Source organism: Streptomyces fildesensis, assembly GCF_016107395.1.
Lineage (GTDB): Bacteria > Actinomycetota > Actinomycetes > Streptomycetales > Streptomycetaceae > Actinacidiphila > Actinacidiphila fildesensis.
Genome location: NZ_JAAIKO010000003.1, coordinates 380,745 through 397,641, shown reverse-complemented (window position 1 = coordinate 397,641; position 16,897 = coordinate 380,745). Strand labels below are relative to the sequence as shown.

General features: G+C 69.2%; 17 protein-coding genes. 8 read left to right on the top strand and 9 right to left on the bottom strand.

Going from position 1 to position 16,897, the window contains the following annotated elements; all coding sequences use genetic code 11:
• Nucleotides 1-40 precede the first annotated feature (40 nt).
• The 4 genes from C6N31_RS07725 (at nucleotide 41) to grpE (C6N31_RS45515) (ending at nucleotide 3,962) form a co-directional block, all read left to right on the top strand.
• Entirely contained in the window at nucleotides 41-445 is a 405-nt protein-coding gene (locus tag C6N31_RS07725; protein ID WP_187144960.1) for a pyridoxamine 5'-phosphate oxidase family protein, read from the top strand.
• A 150-nt stretch (nucleotides 446-595) separates the two neighbouring features.
• A complete protein-coding gene (locus C6N31_RS07720) occupies nucleotides 596-2,191 on the top strand; it encodes an Hsp70 family protein (protein ID WP_244809318.1) in 1,596 nt (531 codons plus the stop codon).
• A 53-nt stretch (nucleotides 2,192-2,244) separates the two neighbouring features.
• Nucleotides 2,245-3,420 carry a tetratricopeptide repeat protein gene (locus tag C6N31_RS07715; protein ID WP_138358842.1) on the top strand — a complete coding sequence of 392 codons (1,176 nt, stop codon included), beginning with the start codon at nucleotides 2,245-2,247 and terminating at the stop codon, nucleotides 3,418-3,420.
• Nucleotides 3,417-3,962, top strand: a complete 546-nt coding sequence (grpE, locus tag C6N31_RS45515; protein ID WP_164294596.1) for a nucleotide exchange factor GrpE — start codon at nucleotides 3,417-3,419, stop codon at nucleotides 3,960-3,962. Before C6N31_RS07715 ends, grpE (C6N31_RS45515) begins: the two co-directional genes overlap by 4 nt.
• A 15-nt stretch (nucleotides 3,963-3,977) precedes the next feature.
• Here the strand turns inward: grpE (C6N31_RS45515) and C6N31_RS07705 are convergent, their stop codons facing one another.
• Both C6N31_RS07705 and C6N31_RS07700 read right to left on the bottom strand, forming a co-directional pair.
• Nucleotides 3,978-4,178 (bottom strand): DUF397 domain-containing protein, encoded by a 201-nt coding sequence (locus C6N31_RS07705; RefSeq protein ID WP_138358846.1) that lies wholly within the window; start codon nucleotides 4,176-4,178, stop codon nucleotides 3,978-3,980.
• Nucleotides 4,179-4,189: 11 nt separating this feature from the next.
• Nucleotides 4,190-5,071 carry a helix-turn-helix domain-containing protein gene (locus C6N31_RS07700; RefSeq protein WP_138358848.1) on the bottom strand — a complete coding sequence of 294 codons (882 nt, stop codon included), beginning with the start codon at nucleotides 5,069-5,071 and terminating at the stop codon, nucleotides 4,190-4,192.
• A 247-nt stretch (nucleotides 5,072-5,318) separates the two neighbouring features.
• Between C6N31_RS07700 and C6N31_RS07695 the strand changes: the two genes are divergently transcribed.
• Nucleotides 5,319-5,723, top strand: coding sequence for an ATP-binding protein (locus C6N31_RS07695; protein ID WP_138358850.1), 405 nt, complete (start codon nucleotides 5,319-5,321; stop codon nucleotides 5,721-5,723).
• A gap of 54 nt (nucleotides 5,724-5,777) precedes the next feature.
• The gene (locus tag C6N31_RS07690) at nucleotides 5,778-6,629 is read left to right on the top strand and encodes a hypothetical protein (RefSeq protein ID WP_198357293.1); all 852 of its coding nucleotides are present in this window, start codon (nucleotides 5,778-5,780) and stop codon (nucleotides 6,627-6,629) included.
• Between the two features lie 42 nt (nucleotides 6,630-6,671).
• Here the strand turns inward: C6N31_RS07690 and C6N31_RS07685 are convergent, their stop codons facing one another.
• The 6 genes from C6N31_RS07685 to C6N31_RS07660 all read right to left on the bottom strand — a co-directional run bounded on the left by C6N31_RS07685 (nucleotide 6,672) and on the right by C6N31_RS07660 (nucleotide 12,324).
• Complete coding sequence (locus C6N31_RS07685; RefSeq protein WP_138358854.1) at nucleotides 6,672-7,193, bottom strand: FBP domain-containing protein; 522 nt, start codon at nucleotides 7,191-7,193, stop codon at nucleotides 6,672-6,674.
• A gap of 132 nt (nucleotides 7,194-7,325) precedes the next feature.
• Nucleotides 7,326-7,778 carry a heat shock protein transcriptional repressor HspR gene (locus C6N31_RS07680; RefSeq protein WP_138358856.1) on the bottom strand — a complete coding sequence of 151 codons (453 nt, stop codon included), beginning with the start codon at nucleotides 7,776-7,778 and terminating at the stop codon, nucleotides 7,326-7,328.
• A gap of 1 nt (nucleotide 7,779) precedes the next feature.
• Nucleotides 7,780-8,979: a molecular chaperone DnaJ gene (dnaJ, locus tag C6N31_RS07675; protein ID WP_138358858.1), complete on the bottom strand. Its 1,200-nt coding sequence runs from the start codon at nucleotides 8,977-8,979 to the stop codon at nucleotides 7,780-7,782.
• Nucleotides 8,980-9,009: 30 nt separating this feature from the next.
• Complete coding sequence (grpE, locus tag C6N31_RS07670; protein WP_138358860.1) at nucleotides 9,010-9,672, bottom strand: nucleotide exchange factor GrpE; 663 nt, start codon at nucleotides 9,670-9,672, stop codon at nucleotides 9,010-9,012.
• On the bottom strand, nucleotides 9,669-11,525 hold the full coding sequence (dnaK, locus tag C6N31_RS07665; protein WP_138358862.1) for a molecular chaperone DnaK: 1,857 nt from the start codon (nucleotides 11,523-11,525) through the stop codon (nucleotides 9,669-9,671). The genes grpE (C6N31_RS07670) and dnaK overlap by 4 nt, the downstream gene beginning before the upstream one ends.
• 166 nt (nucleotides 11,526-11,691) lie before the next feature.
• Complete coding sequence (locus C6N31_RS07660; RefSeq protein WP_138358864.1) at nucleotides 11,692-12,324, bottom strand: LCP family protein; 633 nt, start codon at nucleotides 12,322-12,324, stop codon at nucleotides 11,692-11,694.
• A 238-nt stretch (nucleotides 12,325-12,562) separates the two neighbouring features.
• On the opposite strand from C6N31_RS07660, the gene C6N31_RS07655 reads away from it, so the two are divergent.
• Nucleotides 12,563-14,842 (top strand): (Fe-S)-binding protein, encoded by a 2,280-nt coding sequence (locus C6N31_RS07655; protein ID WP_138358866.1) that lies wholly within the window; start codon nucleotides 12,563-12,565, stop codon nucleotides 14,840-14,842.
• Nucleotides 14,843-14,912: 70 nt separating this feature from the next.
• Here C6N31_RS07655 and C6N31_RS07650 read toward each other — a convergent pair whose 3' ends face one another.
• Nucleotides 14,913-15,725, bottom strand: coding sequence for a DsbA family protein (locus C6N31_RS07650; protein WP_198357292.1), 813 nt, complete (start codon nucleotides 15,723-15,725; stop codon nucleotides 14,913-14,915).
• Nucleotides 15,726-15,873: 148 nt separating this feature from the next.
• Between C6N31_RS07650 and C6N31_RS07645 the strand changes: the two genes are divergently transcribed.
• Nucleotides 15,874-16,851, top strand: coding sequence for a Yip1 family protein (locus C6N31_RS07645; RefSeq protein WP_307811277.1), 978 nt, complete (start codon nucleotides 15,874-15,876; stop codon nucleotides 16,849-16,851).
• Nucleotides 16,852-16,897 lie beyond the last annotated feature (46 nt).

The window sequence follows — 16,897 nt, the reverse complement described above, 5'->3', positions numbered from 1 at the left end:
GTCTATGCCACTCAACCCTGGAACGGTAGCGTGCATTCCCATGGCCCGAGACCTACGCAACCCCGAATCCGCGTACCTGTCCTTCTGGCGCGAATATCACCTGTGCACCCTCACGACACCACGCCCCGACGGCAGCCCGCATGTCGTCGCGGTCGGCGTGACGTACGACCCCGAGGCCGGCCTCGCCCGCGTGATCACCAACAAGGCGAGCCGCAAGGTCGCGAACATCCTGGCCGCGGGACCCGACGGCGCCCGGGTGGCCGCCTGCCAGGTCGACAAGGGCCGCTGGGCCACCCTCGAGGGCGTCGCGACCGTCAGCACCGATCCGGAACGCATCGCCGACGCCGTCCGGCGCTACGGCGAGCGCTACGCGCGGACGCCCGCCTTCAACCCCGACCGCGTCGTCATCGAGATCGCGCTGACCCGCGCGATGGGCAGCGCCTGACCCCACCCGCCCCAGGGCCGTCCGCTCCGATCCCAGCAGCACCACCAGCACCTCCCGTCCCGCGTCGATCTCCCAAGGGCCTGGCGGCACTTGTACGTGACACGGCATCATGTCCCGTGCGGTGGAACGGCCGACAACGGGGAGAGTGCTGTGGCGCGTGTCTTGGGGATCGATCTCGGAACGACCTATTCCGCGATGGCGGTGGCCGACGCGTCGGGTGCGGCCACCATCGTCAGGAACCGTGAGGGGGAGAACATCACCCCGTCCGTGGTGATGTTCCAGGGCGACACGGTCGTCGTCGGATCCCAGGCCAAACGCTCCGCGATGACCGCGCCCGACCACGTCATCCAGTTCGCGAAGCGCTACATGGGCGAGCCGAACGCCATCTACACCTCCGAGTCCGGTGTCGCCTACCGGCCCGAGGAGATCTCCGCCCTCGTCCTGAAGCGGCTGCGCGAAGACGCCGAGATGATGCTCGGCGAAGCCGTCGACCAGGTCGTCATCACCGTCCCCGCCTACTTCGACGACGCCAGGCGGCGCGCCACCCAGGACGCCGGCCAGATCGCCGGCTTCGAGGTGCTGCGCATCGTCAACGAGCCCACCGCCGCCGCGCTCGCCTACGGGCTCGACCGCGTGGACGACGGCGAGGAGATCGGCACCGTCCTGGTCTACGACCTCGGCGGCGGCACCTTCGACGTGACGGTGATGCGCGTCGTGGACGGCGACTACGACGTGATCGCCACCGACGGCGACCGCAACCTGGGCGGCTTCGACTGGGACGGCGTCCTCATGGAGCACCTCAACGGGGCGTTCACCGCCGCCGGCGGGCGCGACCTCACCGACGACGGCGCGCTGCTCGCCGAGCTCCGCGACAAGGCCGAGATCGCCAAGCGCACCCTCTCCAACGCCCCGCAGGCCGTCGTCATGCTCTCCGCCGACGGCCGGCACGAGCAGATCCGCATCACGCGCGAGAAGTACGAGGAGCTCAGCGCCGACCTGCTGGACCGCACCCGCATCATCACCGAGGGCGTCCTCACGGACGCCTCGCTCACCTGGGCCGGTATCGACCGGGTGCTGCTCGTCGGCGGCTCGACGCGGATGCCGATGGTCGCGGACCTGGTAAAGCGGCTGTCCGGCAAGGACCCCGAGCGCGGTATCAACCAGGACGAGGTCGTCGCCCTCGGGGCGGCGCTGGTCGGCCTCGACGCCCAGGTGCGCGGCGAGCAGGCCAAGGAGAAGAAGAAGTACATCGGCAGTGGTGCCGTCGTGGAGACCTCGCCCGGCGACGGGCTCGCCCGGCTCACCAAGGGCAAGATCAAGTCCATCAAGGACGTCACCTCGCAGTCCCTCGGCATGGTGGCCACCCATGACCACGACCACTCGCTGCAGTACAACTCGATCATCGTGCCCCGCAACACCTCGGTCCCCACCCGCCGCAGCGACACCTTCCACACGCTGGCCAACCAGCAGACGAAGCTGCGCGTCGCCGTGACCGAGGGCGACGGCGAGGACCTGGACTACGTCAAGGTCGTCGGCGAGAGCACCCTGCAGATCCCGCCGTACCCGGTGGGCGCCCCGTTCGAGGTCTTCTACTCCTACGACGTCGACGGGATCATCCACGTCGAGGTCAAGGACGGCACCAGCGGCAAGTGGCTCGGCGAGTTCGAGGTCGAGCGGCTGGACAACCTCACCTCCCAGGAACTGGACGCGCTCAGCGACCGGGTCGCGCGGATCTCCGCGCTCTGAACTCCGCACACGCCTGATCCTTCGCGCCGCCCTCTGACCGGAGTCTCAACCCCATGACCAGCACCGGCGAATTCCGGGACTACTACGCCGAGTTCGAGCTCGACCCCGCCGACAGCGCCGAGGAGCTCGGCAAGAAGCTCGACGTCCAGCAGCGCGCCTGGGCGGGCAAGGCCAGCCGCGCGCCCAGCGCGGACAAGCGCCGCGAGGCCGAGGACCGGGTCGCCCAGATCACCGAGGCCCGCAAGGAACTCCTCGACCCGGCCCGCCGCACCGCGTACGACACCCGGCGCACCCAGCGGCTGCGCGCCCCGGAGCCGAAGGCGAAGCCGCAGCAGCGCTCCGGCGGCAAGTCCCTCCCCGGCCAGCAGGGCGGGGACGCCCCGCGGACCCGCGACTGGCTGGAGGCCGCCCGCACAGAGGTCCGGCGCGGCAACCCCACCGCCGCCCTCTACGAGGCCCAGCAGGCCGTCCACTTCGACGACACGAACGCCGACGCCTGGCAGCTGCTCGGGGCGCTGCACCTGGACGCCGGGGACACCGCCGCCGCCATCCAGGAGTTCCGCCGCTCCATCACCCTCGCGCCGCGCAACGCGTACAGCCACTTCCTCATGGGCAGAGCCGGCCGCGCGGTCAACGACCTCCCGACCGCGATCACCTGGCACCTGAAGGCCTGCGCGCTGGAGCAGGACAACACCGAATACCGCATCTACCTCGGTGACGCCCTGTACGCCGCCGGCCAGTACGACGAGGCCCTGCAGCACTACGAGCGCGCACTGACCGACCAGCCGGAGCACGCGGGGCTGCGCAACCAGATCAGCTCCATCTGGTCGCTCCGCGCCGAGGGCGCCAAGACCTACCACCCCTTCACCCAGCAGCGGCTGATCACCTCGGCCGAGGCCGCCCGCCGCATCGACGGCATCGTGGACCAGGCGCTCGCCGTCCAGCCCACCGACCAGGAACTCGTGCAGAAGCTCCACACCGACCAGGCCGCCGCGCGCTACGCGACGGGAAAGACCTGGCGCGGGCGCAAGAGCATGTTCGGCGTCGTGCTGATCTTCGTCATCATCGCCTACGCCCTGCCCGATGGCGGCGTCGCGAACTGGATCAGCAACGTGCTGCTGCTCGCGACGATCGTGCTCCTGGTACGCCTCGGCTGGAAGCCCCGCTGGTGGCACGCCCGCAAATCGCTGCCCCCGAACGCCGTACAGCCGGACTGGAGCCAATCGTGAGCATTCCGCCGCCGCACCCGGAGGCGCCCCCCGGCATCCCGGCGCCCGCCGCACCGCCCGCGCCCGCTTCCCCGGGCCCCGACGTGCTCAACGTCGTCGCCGACGCCGTCGACGGGCTGCGCGACGAAGTCGCCGCGCTCGGCGACCAGTTCCGCCGCCGGCTGCTCAACGACCGCGAGACCCGCCGCTCCGTCGAGGAGCTCCACCAGGAGCTCGACCACACCCGCAAGCTCGCCGAGGGCCGCACGGTCCAGCCGCTCCTGTACGACCTGGTGCTGCTGCTCGACCGCGTCGAGCGCGAGACCGACCCGTTCGCCGACTCCGTCCGCGCCGAGCTCTCCACGGTCCTGGAGAAGTACGGCATGACGCGGATGCCGATCGAAGCGGGCGTCTTCAACCCCGCCACCCAGGAGGCGGTGGGCACCGTACCGGCCCTCAGCCCCGACCTCGTGGGCCACGTGGCACGCATCGTGCGCCACGGCTACGCGATGGGACCCCGCCTGATCCGCGCCCAACAGGTGCTGGTCCACGCGGCCGAGTAGTGGTTCTGTTGCGCGTCAGCGCGCGAGGTGATCGAAGGCGCCGGCCTTCGCGGCGCGGAGTAGCGCGCGGAGGGCGGCGGGGGTGGTGGTTATGACGGCCAGGGGGTCGTCACTCTCCCGGAGGTGGACGAGGCCTGTGTCGCCGGCCGCCACCTCGACGCAGTCGCCGTTGCCGCCACCGCTGAACGAGGACTTCCGCCACGCGAGCTCGGACATCTGACCCCTTTTCACATGCTGTACATGACGTGCTGGATGAGACTCAACGAGTCGCGGGACTCGTGCGACTCCGGCTCGGACTCCGGATCCACCGCGTCGAGCGCCAGCACGGACAGCCTTTCGAACATCTTCGCGTATTCGTCGAGGTGCTGGCCATCCCGCAAGAATACGGAGTTCAGCGGGTGCTCCAGGTGGACGGTGTCCAGTCCCGAGGTCGCCCCGCCGAAGATCCCGAAGGAACGGCTGAAGGCCGAGTATGCACCCGCCTCGTACGGGAAGACCTGCACGAAGACGTTGGGCTGCCTCGCAACCTCGATCAGTCGCAGCAGCTGTCGGCGCATGGTTTTCGCGCCGCCGACGCGGGTGTGCAGCGCGGCCTCGTGGATGATCGCCCGGTAGGTGACCGTCGAGGGCGCCGCCAGAACGCTCTGGCGGGCCATGCGGAAGTCCACATACCGCTCCACGCGCTTCGCGTCGTGTTCCGACTCCGAGATCACCGCCCGTGCGTAGTCGGCGGTCTGCAGCAGGCCGGGCACGATGAGCGACTCGTGGATCCGGATTCCGGCCGACCGTGACTCCAGTTCGGCAAGGTCGGCGGCCACCGGGGCAACCACGTCGCGGAACTCGTCCCACCAGCCTTTGCCCCGTTCCTGCGCCATCTCCATCAAGCCGTCGAAGAGCGGTCCTTCCTCGCAGCCGTAGGCGCGCAGCAGCTTGTACAGACCGTTCCGCGGTACATCGACCCGGCCTGCCTCGATGTGGCTGATGCGCGTCCGCTCCACACCCAGCACAGCACTCGCCGCGTCGCCGGCCAGCCCGGCGTGGCTCCGCAACTTCCGAAGCTCGACTCCCAGTCGACGCTGACGCTCGCTCGGGGTACTCCTCGGCGGCATGTGAACCCTCCTCGTGACCGAGGGCAGTCTGCACGTCCGGCCACCCTCGTTCCACCGATCAACTCGCACACCACTCTTGCGGGTTGAATTTCGCGGACACACTTGTAACTCTACGGAAGCTGTCCCTACCTTCGTAGCGACCCGCCCATCGCGACGGAACCGGAAGTGCATCTGCCCCAACGGTAGTTGGGGCAGGCAGAGCCACCATCCTCGCGTGGGCCCCCGCCCCACGGAAGCGCGAACCCCCATGACGAATGGAACCGACTTCTCGCTCGTCTTCCCGCCCGACCCCGTATGGGTCCGCTCCGCCCGCGAGGGCGTCCGTACGCTGCTCACCGCTACCGGCGGCGGAGCCGAACTCTCCGATGTGGCGTTACTGCTGACGTCCGAGGTCGTCACGAACGCCGTGCTCGCCTGTCGGCGAGCCGGCACTCAGGCGCGCCTGACGCTCTTCGCCGAGTGCGCAACGCCCGGCGCGTTGCGGGTGCTGGTCACCGATGACGCGCCGGGGCTGCCGCAGCCGCACGCACGGCCCGGGGGCGAGGAGGAGCACGGGCGCGGGCTGCCGTTGCTCAGTGCGTGTGCGACGGCGTGGGGGGTGTGCCGGCACGGGCCGGGGCCCGGGAAGGGCGTCTGGTTCGAACTGAGTTGATCGTCAGGCTCATAACCCAAGCCGCCCCGGCCGCGTGGGCTTACCGTGTGCCGTATGGGGGAGCAGAAGTCAGAGGGGACCGGCGTCGTGGTCGTGGACGGCCGGAACCGGGTGTGGGTCGAGAAGGGCGCGGTGCACTGGCAGCGCGGCCGTAGGACCACCGTCGTTCCGGGAGCACGGGTACGAGAGGTCCGCCGCCACGAAAAGGGGTTGAGCCTGCTTCTGGCCGATGACGCGAAGGAGCCGACCCCCCTGACACTGCGGCACAGGAATCCAGAGGTACTGGCCGCCCTCGCCGCGGACATCGACGCCATCATCGAGGACAGCGCCGAACGGCAGCCGGAGGTCCGCGAGGACACCGCACCGTCCCAGCTGCGGCGGGCGGTCCACGCAGCCGGCGGGTGGATCACACACGTTGTGCGGCACGGTCCGCCGTGGCAGCGGTGCGCGCTGGCCTACGTCGTGCTCGGGGCACCGATCATGCTGCTGATACCGGTTGAGCCTCGCACTTCGGGACTTGAGGCATGGGCCATGTCGCTGCCCGGACTCGCACTTCTGGGCTTCTGGGCGGACCTGTCCGAGTTCCGCACCCACCTGATCGTTGGGTGGCGTGGCGTAACGGCCCGTGCGGAGTCCACCCGTAGTGACACCGCCGAGGACGACGCCCCCGACTACACGCATCGCTTTCGGACTCTCGACGGTGACGCACGCGAGCATCAATCGCACACCGCTGCCCGGAGAGGCGAGATCCGCTACGACCCCCGCGATCCCCGTCGCGTGGTCGTTCCGACCCGGATCAAATGGCTGTCGGAAATCGCGCTGGGGTTCTTCCTCGCCGGCGCCTGGGGCGTCCTGCTCGTCACACCACTCATCGTGTGGCTTCTCGCGCTCCCCAGCAGGCTGTAACCGCCGTCACCGCAGCCGTCTCCCGCTGCGGTGACCGCTCTGCTAGGGCGTGGCGTCGGCGCCCGTGTCCGCGGTGACCTTGGCCAGGAAGACGTCGAGGTTCCGGATCGTCCGGGCGATCTGCTCGTCCAGGGTGAGGGTCTCCTCGAACCGCTGGGCCGTCGCGACCTTCTTCTTGCCCCGCACATACAGCGAACAGGCCAGGTCGGCGCAGATGTACGTGCCGATCGTGTTGCCGTTCCGGCCCTCCGGGCCGGCCTTCGGGGCGACGAGGAGGTCGACGCCGCCGCTCGCGTGGTTGGTGACGCACAGCGAGCAGAGGCTGGTGCGCAGCATGTTGCGGCGGGCTCCGCCCGAGCTGCGCAGCGCGATTCCGGTGAGGCCGCCCTCGTGGGCTGCCACCAGGTAGCCGCGGTCCGGGGCTCCGGGGTCGCGCCAGCCGAGGAAGTCGAGATCTGCCCAGGGCAGGTCGGCGAAGTCCCGGGGCAGGTTGAGGCGGCGTGCTTCTCCCTTGGAACAGTTCACGAAGGAGGCACGGATCTGCTGTTCGACGAGCGGTTCCATAGTGCCTCGACGCTAACAGCCGGGTCCGGACATGTCGTCCGGATATTCGGGGGGGGCGGCCCGGTGGCACGGCCTGTGACACGACGAAGCCCGGCACCCCCGAGGGGATGCCGGGCTCGTACACAAGAGCGACTAATCGTTCCGCTTGGGACGCCAGACGACCAGCGCGGTCGTCTGCTTCTCCTGGTACGGGACCAGGTCGCGGCGGTAGGAGGCATGCACGGCGGCCTCACGCTGCTGGATGGCGGCCGACATGCCTTCGGCGGCCGCCGCGAGCTCGGCGATGCGCGCCTGGAGCGCGGTCACCTGGTTCTCCAGCTCGATGATGCGCTTGATGCCGGCGAGGTTGATGCCCTCGTCCTGCGACAGCCGCTGCACCTCGCGGAGCAGCTCGATGTCGCGGGCCGAGTAACGGCGGCCACGGCCGGCGGTGCGGTCCGGGGAGACCAGGCCGAGCCGGTCGTACTGGCGCAACGTCTGCGGGTGCAGCCCGGAAAGCTGGGCCGCCACCGAGATGACGTAGACCGGTGACTCCTCGGTCAGCTGATACGGGTTACGCATCCGACCGCCCCGCATGCCGTCCATGTCATGCTCCCTTCGCGGCCTTGAAGAGTTCCGCCCGCGGGTCGAACTCCGCTGTGGCCTCCCGGTAGGACTCCAGCGCGTCGAGCGCCTTGCCCTCGGTCTTCTCCGGTACCGCGACCTCCACGGTGACCAGCAGGTCACCACGGCTGCCGTCCTTGCGGAGCGCGCCCTTACCGCGGGCCCGCAGAGTACGCCCGTTGGGCGTGCCCGGGGGCAGCTTCAGGGTGACCGGCGGACCGCCGAGGGTCGGTACCTTGATCTCGCCGCCGAGTGTCGCCTCCGGGTAGGAGACCGGCACGGTGACGGTGAGGTTGTCGTCCTTGCGTCCGAACACGGGGTGCTTGGCGACATGGACGACGACGTACAGATCGCCGGCCGGGCCGCCGCGCTCGCCCGGTGCGCCCTTGCCGCGCAGCCGGATCCGCTGGTTGTCGGTGACACCCGCGGGAATCCTGACCTGCATGGTGCGGGAGCTGCGGGCGCGCCCGCTGCCCTTGCAGACGTCGCAGGGGTCCTGGGCGATGAGGCCGCGGCCCTTGCAGTCCACACACGGGTCGGTGAGCGAGAAGCCGCCACCACCGCCGCGCGACACCTGGCCGGTGCCGACGCAGGTCGGGCAGACCCGGGGGGTGCCGTTCTTGTCGCCGGTGCCGGAGCAGACCTTGCAGGGGGCCTGGCTGGACATCCGGAGCGGGACCGTGGCCCCGTCCACCGCCTCGGTGAAGCTGAGCGTCACCTCGGACTCGATGTCCTGGCCGCGACGCGGCTGGACGCGGGTGCCGGTGCCGCCGGCGCCCCGGTTGAACAGACCGCCGAAGACATCGCCGAGACCGCCGCCGAACCCGCCGGCCTGGCCGGTCTGCGTGCCGCCGCCCTGGGCCCCTCCGAAGAGGTCGCCGAGGTCGAAGCCGAAACCGCCCTGGCCGCCGGCACCGCCGGGACCGCTGCGCAGTCCGCCGTTGCCGAACAGCGCGCGGCCGTCGTCGTACTCCTTGCGGCGCTTGGCGTCGGACAGGACGTCGTTGGCCTCGGAGATCTCCTTGAAGCGCTCCTCGGCCTTGGCGTCGCCCTTGTTGGCGTCCGGGTGGAACTCGCGGGCGAGCTTCCGGTACGCCTTCTTGATCTCCGCCTCGGTCGCGTCCTTCGGGACGCCGAGAACCTTGTAGAGGTCCTTCTCGTACAAGTCCCTGCTGATGCTCATCCTCGCCGTCCCTCCTTCCCGTGTGTCGCGTCAGCCCTCGTCCGGGCCACCGCTCTCCTCGTCAGCCTCGTCCTCACCCTTGCCCGCCGCGCCCGGCTGGGGCTCGGCGACGGCGACGCGGGCCGGGCGGATGGTCCGCTCACCGATCCGGTACCCGGGCTGCAGGATCTGCACGCAGGTGGTCTGCGTGACATCCGGCGAGTAGCTGTGCATGAGGGCCTCGTGCACCAGCGGGTCGAAGGGCTCGCCCTCCTTGCCGAACTGCTGCAGACCCAGCTTGGCCACCACGGTCTCCAGCGACTCGCCGACGGACTTGAAACCGCCGACCAGCTCGCCATGATCCCGCGCGCGGCCGATGTCGTCGAGTACCGGGAGCAGTTCGGTCAGCAGGTTCGCGACCGCGACCTCCTTGACCGCGATGCGGTCCCGGTCCACCCGGCGCCGGTAGTTCTGGTACTCGGCCTGGAGCCGCTGGAGGTCCGCGGTGCGCTCGGTGAGCGCGCTGCGGGACTGGTCCAGCTGGGCCTTCAGCGCTGTGATCTGATTCGCGTCCCCGGCCGGGGCCGCCGGCTCCGCCTCATCGGCGGAACCGGCGGCCTTCGCCGCTTCGTTGTCGGGCGTCGCGCTCTCGGACTCCGCGGCATCGGAGGGGACGTCGGGCTCCTTGTCGAAGCCCTTCGACTCCTCCGTCACGCGGCACCGTCCTTCGGCTTGTCCTCGTCCACGATCTCGGCGTCGACGACATCGTCGTCGGCCTGGGCCTGGCCGGCACCCGCGGCGTCCTCGGGACCGGCGGCGCCGGCACCTTCGGCCTGGGCGTTGGCGTAGAGCGCCGTGCCGAGCTTCTGGCTCGTGGCGGCGACCTTCTCGGTGGCCTCGCGGATCGCGGCGACGTCCTCGCCCTTGAGCTTCTCCTTGAGGTCCGCGACGGTCGTCTCGACCTCTTCCTTCACGTCCGCCGGGAGCTTGTCCGTGTTGTCGGCGATGAACTTCTCCGTCTGGTAGACGAGCTGTTCTGCCTGGTTACGGGTCTCGGCGGCCTCGCGGCGCTTGTGGTCCTCTTCGGCGTACTGCTCGGACTCGCGCATCATGCGGTCGATGTCGTCCTTCGGCAGCGCGGAGCCACCGGTGACGGTCATGCGCTGCTCCTTGCCGGTGCCGAGGTCCTTGGCGCCGACGTGCATGATGCCGTTCGCGTCGATGTCGAAGGTGACCTCGATCTGCGGCATCCCGCGCGGGGCCGGCGGCAGACCGGTCAGCTCGAACATCCCGAGCTTCTTGTTGTACGCCGCGATCTCGCGCTCGCCCTGGTAGACCTGGATCTGGACGGACGGCTGGTTGTCCTCGGCCGTCGTGAAGATCTCGGAGCGCTTGGTCGGGATCGTGGTGTTGCGCTCGATGAGCTTCGTCATGATCCCTCCCTTGGTCTCGATACCGAGGGACAGCGGGGTGACGTCGAGCAGCAGGACGTCCTTGACCTCGCCCTTCAGGACACCGGCCTGCAGTGCGGCGCCGATGGCGACGACCTCGTCCGGGTTCACGCCCTTGTTGGCGTCCTGACCGCCGGTCAGCTCCTTGACGAGCTCGGCGACGGCGGGCATACGGGTCGAGCCGCCGACCAGAACCACGTGGTCGATCTCGGACAGCTGGATGCCGGCGTCCTTGATGACGTTGTTGAACGGGTTCTTGCAGCGGTCCAGGAGGTCCGCGGTGAGCTGCTGGAACTGGGCGCGGGTGAGCTTCTCGTCCAGGTGCAGCGGGCCCTCGGCGGAGGCCGTGATGTAGGGCAGGTTGATCGAGGTCTCGGTGGACGAGGACAGCTCGATCTTCGCCTTCTCAGCGGCCTCACGGAGGCGCTGGAGGGCCATCTTGTCCTTGGACAGGTCCACGCCGTGACCGTTGGCGAACTGCTTCACCAGGTAGTCGACGACCCGCTGGTCCCAGTCGTCACCACCGAGGTGGTTGTCACCGTTGGTGGCCTTCACCTCGACGACGCCGTCGCCGATCTCCAGCAGCGAGACGTCGAAGGTGCCGCCACCGAGGTCGAAGACGAGGATGGTCTGGTCGTCCTTGTCGAGGCCGTAGGCCAGAGCGGCGGCCGTCGGCTCGTTGACGATGCGCAGGACGTTGAGGCCCGCGATCTCGCCGGCTTCCTTGGTCGCCTGGCGCTCGGAGTCGTTGAAGTACGCCGGGACGGTGATGACCGCGTCCTGGACCTTCTCGCCCAGGTAGGCCTCGGCGTCACGCTTCAGCTTCTGCAGGATGAAGGCGCTCATCTGCTGCGGGTTGAAGTCCTTGCCGTCGACGTTGATCTTCCAGTCGGTGCCCATGTGGCGCTTGACCGACCGGACGGTCCTGTCGACGTTCGTGACTGCCTGGCGCTTAGCGACCTCTCCGACGAGCACCTCGCCGTTCTTGGCGAAGGCGACGACGGACGGCGTGGTCCTGGCGCCTTCGGCGTTGGTGATGACGGTGGGCTCGCCGCCTTCGAGAACGCTGACGACGGAATTAGTCGTGCCCAGGTCGATGCCGACCGCACGTGCCATGGTAAATCCTCCAGCTGACCGACTTGAGTGGAACTGGCTCAAGGGTGCATCAGAGAGCGAAACCTGTCAACAGAGCTGAGTGGAGGCGACTCAACTCTTCGACTGTTCGATCGCTCACAGCTTCGGTTGCAGGGCTGTGACCTTTGGTTTCTTGCTGGTTTCGGCATCAGAACCGATCTTCACGCAGCGCCCGGAAGAGCGCACCCGCGGCCGGTCCGTGCGGCACCGTCACCGATCTGAGCCGGTGCCCGGGCCGCCCGCGGACCCCGTCCACGAGGGGGGAGAGCGGGTCGAGCGGGTACAGCTCGACGAGCGGATAGAGCTCGGGGATCGAGTCCAGTCCGGCGTCGGCGGTGACGGTCGCGGTCGCGAAGGTCCGCAACTGACCCCCGGTTCCCCTGCCGCCCTTGAGGTCGATCACCACGTGGTGATCGACCCGGATGCCGGTGAGCGCCTCGAAGGCGCGGATCGTGCACCCCGTACAGCCGGGGGTGCGCGCCATCAGGTCGCCGGGCAGGGTGACGGCGGCCGCCGTCCGCCGGGCGTCGGCGGACACATGGAGCAGGGTCACCGACGCCGACCGTTCGCCCATCACCAGGACGTTGCGCGCCTTGGGAACGAGCACCGGGGGACGTTCCTCCGGGTGCTCCGCGAGCACCCGGGCGGCGACCTCGTCGGTGCGGATGTTGCCGTTGAGCCTGCGGTAGGCCATCCAGCCGAGCGCCGCCGACACCCCCAGCAGCAGGGCCATCCCCAGGCCCAGGACCCGCAGCATCCTGCGGGTCCGCGGCGTCGTCACGGCACACTTCATGCCGTACTGCATTGCCGTATTGCTGAGCTTTCGTGCGCCTATAGTCGTATTTCCCACGAACGGATGCGGGCCCGTCGAACCGGACTCGTCGTTCGATCGGTCACACAGCGACACAGATCACCGGCTGGGCGGCTGTATGAGGCCGGGTATCCCGGGTAATCTCAGCGGGAGACCGGATAAGTTACCGCTTAGTAATCACCGCTCGCGCAGGCCCGAGGAGCCCTCCATGCAACTCGCCGCGATCATTGTGTCGCTGGTCCTCACCGCGGTCGGCGTTGCGCTCATCAGCCGCGCCGTCGCGCAGATCTACCGGTTCATCAAGCTCGGCCAGCCCACCCCTGAGGGCTCCCGCACGGGCAACCCGGTGCAGCGCTCCAAGACCCTGGGCGTGGAGTTCGTCGGCCACACCCGTATGAACAAGTGGGGCGTCGTCGGCGTCGCGCACTGGTTCGTGGCCGTCGGCTTCCTGACCCTCGGGCTGACGATCCTCACCGCGTACGGCCAGCTCTTCAAGGCCGACTGGACGCTGCCGGTGCTGGGCGGCTTCCTGCCGTACGAGATGTACACCGAGTTCATCGCGCTCGCGACGACCGTCGGCATCCTGGTCCTGATGGCGATCCGGCTGCTGAACCTGCCCTCGCGGGCCGGCCGCAAGTCGCGCTTCGCCGGCTCGACGTCCTGGCAGGCGTACTTCGTCGAGTACGTCATCCTCGTCATCGGCCTCGCGATCCTGACGCTGCGCGGACTGGAGGGCGCGCTGCACGGCGTGGACCACTACGAGGCCGCGTACTTCGCCTCGTACCCGATCGTCGCGGCCTTCAAGGGGCTCAGCACCGGGGCGCTGCAGAACGCGGTCTACCTCACGGCGATGATCAAGCTCGGCGTGACGATGACCTGGGCGATCACCGTCGGCCTCAACACCGACATGAGCGTCGCCTGGCACCGCTTCCTGGCCTTCCCCAACATCTGGTTCAAGCGCGAGGAGTCCGGCGCGGTCGCGCTCGGCGCGCTGCAGCCGATGGCCTCGGGCGGCGTGCCGATCAACTTCGAGGACCCGGGCGAGGACGACCAGTTCGGCGTCTCCCAGATCGAGCACTTCTCCTGGAAGGGCCTGCTCGACTTCTCCACCTGCACCGAGTGCGGCCGCTGCCAGTCGCAGTGCCCCGCCTGGAACACCGGCAAGCCGCTCTCCCCCAAGCTCCTGATCATGTCGCTGCGCGACCACGCGCACGCCAAGGCGCCGTACCTGCTCGCGGGTGGCGGCAAGGACGCCGAGGGCAACGAGAAGGCCACGCCCGAGCAGCTGGCGAACGTACCCGCCGCCGCCCTGGCCGAGGCCGAGCGTCCGCTCATCGGCACCGCCGAGGAGAACGGCGTCATCGACCCGGACGTCCTGTGGTCCTGCACCACCTGCGGCGCCTGCGTCGAGCAGTGCCCGGTCGACATCGAGCACATCGACCACATCGTCGACATGCGGCGCTACCAGGTGATGATCGAGTCCGCGTTCCCGAGCGAGGCCGGGACGATGCTCAAGAACCTGGAGAAGAAGGGCAACCCCTGGGGCCTGGCGAAGAAGCAGCGCCTGGCCTGGGTCAAGGAGGTCGACTTCGAGGTCCCGGTCGTGGGCCAGGACATCGAGGACCTCTCGGAGACCGAGTACCTGTACTGGGTCGGCTGCGCGGGCTCCCTGGAGGACCGCGCGAAGAAGACCACCAAGGCCTTCGCCGAGCTCCTGCACATCGCCGGGGTCTCCTTCGCCATCATGGGCGGTGAGGAGAACTGCACGGGCGACTCCGCCCGCCGCCTGGGCAACGAGTTCCTCTTCCAGCAGCTCGGCCAGCAGAACGTCGAGATGCTGAACATGGCCTTCGGTGAGGACGCCGAAGAGGGCATCGTCGTCGAGAAGACCAAGAAGAAGATCGTCGCGACCTGCCCGCACTGCTTCAACACCATCGCGAACGAGTACCCGCAGCTCGGCGGCGAGTACGAGGTCATCCACCACACCCAGCTGCTGCAGCACCTGGTGGACGAGGGCAAGCTCGTCCCGGTCACCCCGGTCGAGGGCCTGATCACGTACCACGACCCCTGCTACCTGGGCCGGCACAACAAGGTCTACACACCGCCGCGCGACATCATCAAGGCGGTGCCCGGTCTCCGCAACGAGGAGATGCACCGGCACAAGGAGCGCGGCTTCTGCTGCGGCGCCGGCGGCGCGCGCATGTGGATGGAGGAGCGCATCGGCAAGCGCATCAACAACGAGCGCGTGGACGAGGCGCTGTCCCTCAACCCGGACATCGTCTCCACCGCCTGCCCGTTCTGCCTGGTGATGCTCTCCGACTCGATCAACGGCAAGAAGAACGACGGCAAGGCGAAGGAGAACCTGCAGGTCGTGGACGTCTCGCAGCTGCTGCTGCAGTCGGTCAAGACGCCTGTGGAGCCTGATGTCGAGGGCCCGGACGACGAGGGCTCGGTGGAGGAGCCCGCGGAGGCGGCCAGCAACTCCTGACGTGACACGCAGCGGGGACGGCATGCCTTGAGGGGCGTGCCGTCCCCGCTCTGTTTCCCGTTCCCGTGCCCTAGCTGATGCCGAGCGCCTTGAGCGCTGTGGCGAACGCGGTGGCGTCGTAGACGGCCTTCTCCGGCGTGACCTTCTTGCCGTTCACCAGGACCGTCGGGGTGCCCTGGGAGCCGGAGGCCTCGAAGGCCTTCTCGGACGTCGCCACCCAGTCCTTGTGGGTCTGGTCCTTGACCGCCTTCTGGAAGGCCGTGGTATTCAGGCCCTTCACGGTGTCGGCGATCTTCAGCAGGACGGCGTCGGTGAAGCCGTCGGCGGGCTCCTCGGGCTGGTTCTCGAAGACCGCGGAGTGGAACTCGGGGAACTTCCCCGCGTCGACGGCCGCGCGCATCGCGTTGGCCGCCTTCTTCGAGCTGCTGCCGCCGAAGTTCGCGTCGAGGAAGGACGCGATCGTGTACTCGACCTTGACCTTGCCGTCCTTCACCAGCTTCGCGAGCGCCGAGCCGCCGCCCTGCTCGAAGTGCATGCAGTACGGGCAGCGCGGGTCCTCGTAGACCTTCACCGTGTTGGGCGCCTTCGGGTCGCCGACGACGATCGCCGTACCGTCCGCGGCCATCCGGGCGGGGAGTTGCGAGAGCGTGGCCGGGTCGACGGCGCCCTTGGCACCGCCGTCGTCGTTGGCTCCGGCCTGCGCCCCGGACTTCGCCCCGGACTTCGCGGATGCGGCGGAATCGGAGCCGGGTCCCTTCGCCGACCCGGATCCCGACCCTGATGACCCGCAGCCGGCCGCCGTCATCGCGAGCACCGCGGCGGCGACGGCCGCGATTCCCGCGGTTCCCGCGGTTCTGACGTTACGGGCGGTACGTACGGCCATGGAACGGCTCCTTCTGATGTGACTGCTGCGTCCCGGAAGTCCCGAGATGTCCTACCGTCTAACGAAGCTAAGTTCCCACCAGCCCCACCAGCCCCGACATAAGTCACATGAATCAGGGCCAAAGGTCCCCCAAAGCCCCTGTCGTGACGTGTCACAGGTTGGCAGCAAAGCCCCCCTGAGAACCGGCCTCCCGGCCCGGCGCCCAGCGGGAACCGGTACGTTCGATGACGTGGCTGGATTCAGGAATCGACGCGGACGGGACCACGGCGGGCAGCAGGCGCCCCAGCACGGTGGGCCTCAGAACTACGGACAACCGCAGGGTTATCCGCAGGGCTACGGAGGCGGGCACGCCGGCGCCCCGTCGGGCGAGCCCGAATACTTCGGCGAGCCCGCTCCGGGCCAGGCACCGGCACCGGCACCGGCACCGGCACCGGCGTACAACGACAACCCGGGCCACACCCGCGCCTTCACCCTCCCCGGCTCCCCCGACCAGTTCGCGCCGTACGCCGGCCCGGACCAGGGCGGCCCCGGCAACGACAACATCGCCACGTACCGCGCGGGTCAGACCACCGCACCGCCCTCCGGGCCCCGGCTGCGCTGGAAGCAGCTGATCAGCGGTATCGCGCTGCGCCCCGGCCACACCTTCTGGCAGATGCGGGACTACGCGGTCTGGGGCCCGGCCCTGACCGTCACGTTCCTCTACGGCCTGCTGGCGGTCTTCGGCTTCGACGCGGCCCGCGAGGACGTCCTCAACGCGACCGTGTCGTCCAGCGCCCCGTGGGTGATCAGCACCGCGGTCGCCGTCACGCTCAGCGGCCTGATGCTGGGCACCGTGACGCACGCGCTGGCCCGCCAGCTCGGCGGCGACGGCTCCTGGGCCCCCACCATCGGCCTGGCGATGCTCGTCACCTCGCTCACCGACGCGCCCCGCCTGCTCTTCGCGATGTTCCTCGGCAGCGCCAACGGACTCGTCCAGATCCTCGGCTGGGTCACCTGGCTGGCCTGCGCGGCCCTGCTCACCTCCATGGTGAGCAAGTCCCACGACCTGCCCTGGCCCAAGGCACTCGGCGCGGCCTCGATCCAACTGATCGCGCTGCTGGTCCTCTTCAAGCTCCCGGTGATCTAGCAGTAAGGGGCGGCTCCCCTGGGAGCCGCCCCTTACGTGCATCACA

Excerpts from the sequence above, each read along its gene's own strand:
- C6N31_RS07715 (WP_138358842.1), top strand. The coding sequence starts at position 2,245 with ATGACCAGCACCGGCGAATTCCGGGACTACTACGCCGAGTTCGAGCTC.
- C6N31_RS07685 (WP_138358854.1), bottom strand. The coding sequence starts at position 7,193 with ATGGAACCGCTCGTCGAACAGCAGATCCGTGCCTCCTTCGTGAACTGT.
- C6N31_RS07705 (WP_138358846.1), bottom strand. The coding sequence starts at position 4,178 with ATGTCCGAGCTCGCGTGGCGGAAGTCCTCGTTCAGCGGTGGCGGCAAC.
- C6N31_RS07700 (WP_138358848.1), bottom strand. The coding sequence starts at position 5,071 with ATGCCGCCGAGGAGTACCCCGAGCGAGCGTCAGCGTCGACTGGGAGTC.
- C6N31_RS07690 (WP_198357293.1), top strand. The coding sequence starts at position 5,778 with ATGGGGGAGCAGAAGTCAGAGGGGACCGGCGTCGTGGTCGTGGACGGC.
- C6N31_RS07725 (WP_187144960.1), top strand. The coding sequence starts at position 41 with ATGGCCCGAGACCTACGCAACCCCGAATCCGCGTACCTGTCCTTCTGG.
- C6N31_RS07650 (WP_198357292.1), bottom strand. The coding sequence starts at position 15,725 with ATGGCCGTACGTACCGCCCGTAACGTCAGAACCGCGGGAACCGCGGGA.
- C6N31_RS07655 (WP_138358866.1), top strand. The coding sequence starts at position 12,563 with ATGCAACTCGCCGCGATCATTGTGTCGCTGGTCCTCACCGCGGTCGGC.
- C6N31_RS07695 (WP_138358850.1), top strand. The coding sequence starts at position 5,319 with ATGACGAATGGAACCGACTTCTCGCTCGTCTTCCCGCCCGACCCCGTA.
- dnaK (WP_138358862.1), bottom strand. The coding sequence starts at position 11,525 with ATGGCACGTGCGGTCGGCATCGACCTGGGCACGACTAATTCCGTCGTC.
- dnaJ (WP_138358858.1), bottom strand. The coding sequence starts at position 8,979 with ATGAGCATCAGCAGGGACTTGTACGAGAAGGACCTCTACAAGGTTCTC.
- C6N31_RS07680 (WP_138358856.1), bottom strand. The coding sequence starts at position 7,778 with ATGGACGGCATGCGGGGCGGTCGGATGCGTAACCCGTATCAGCTGACC.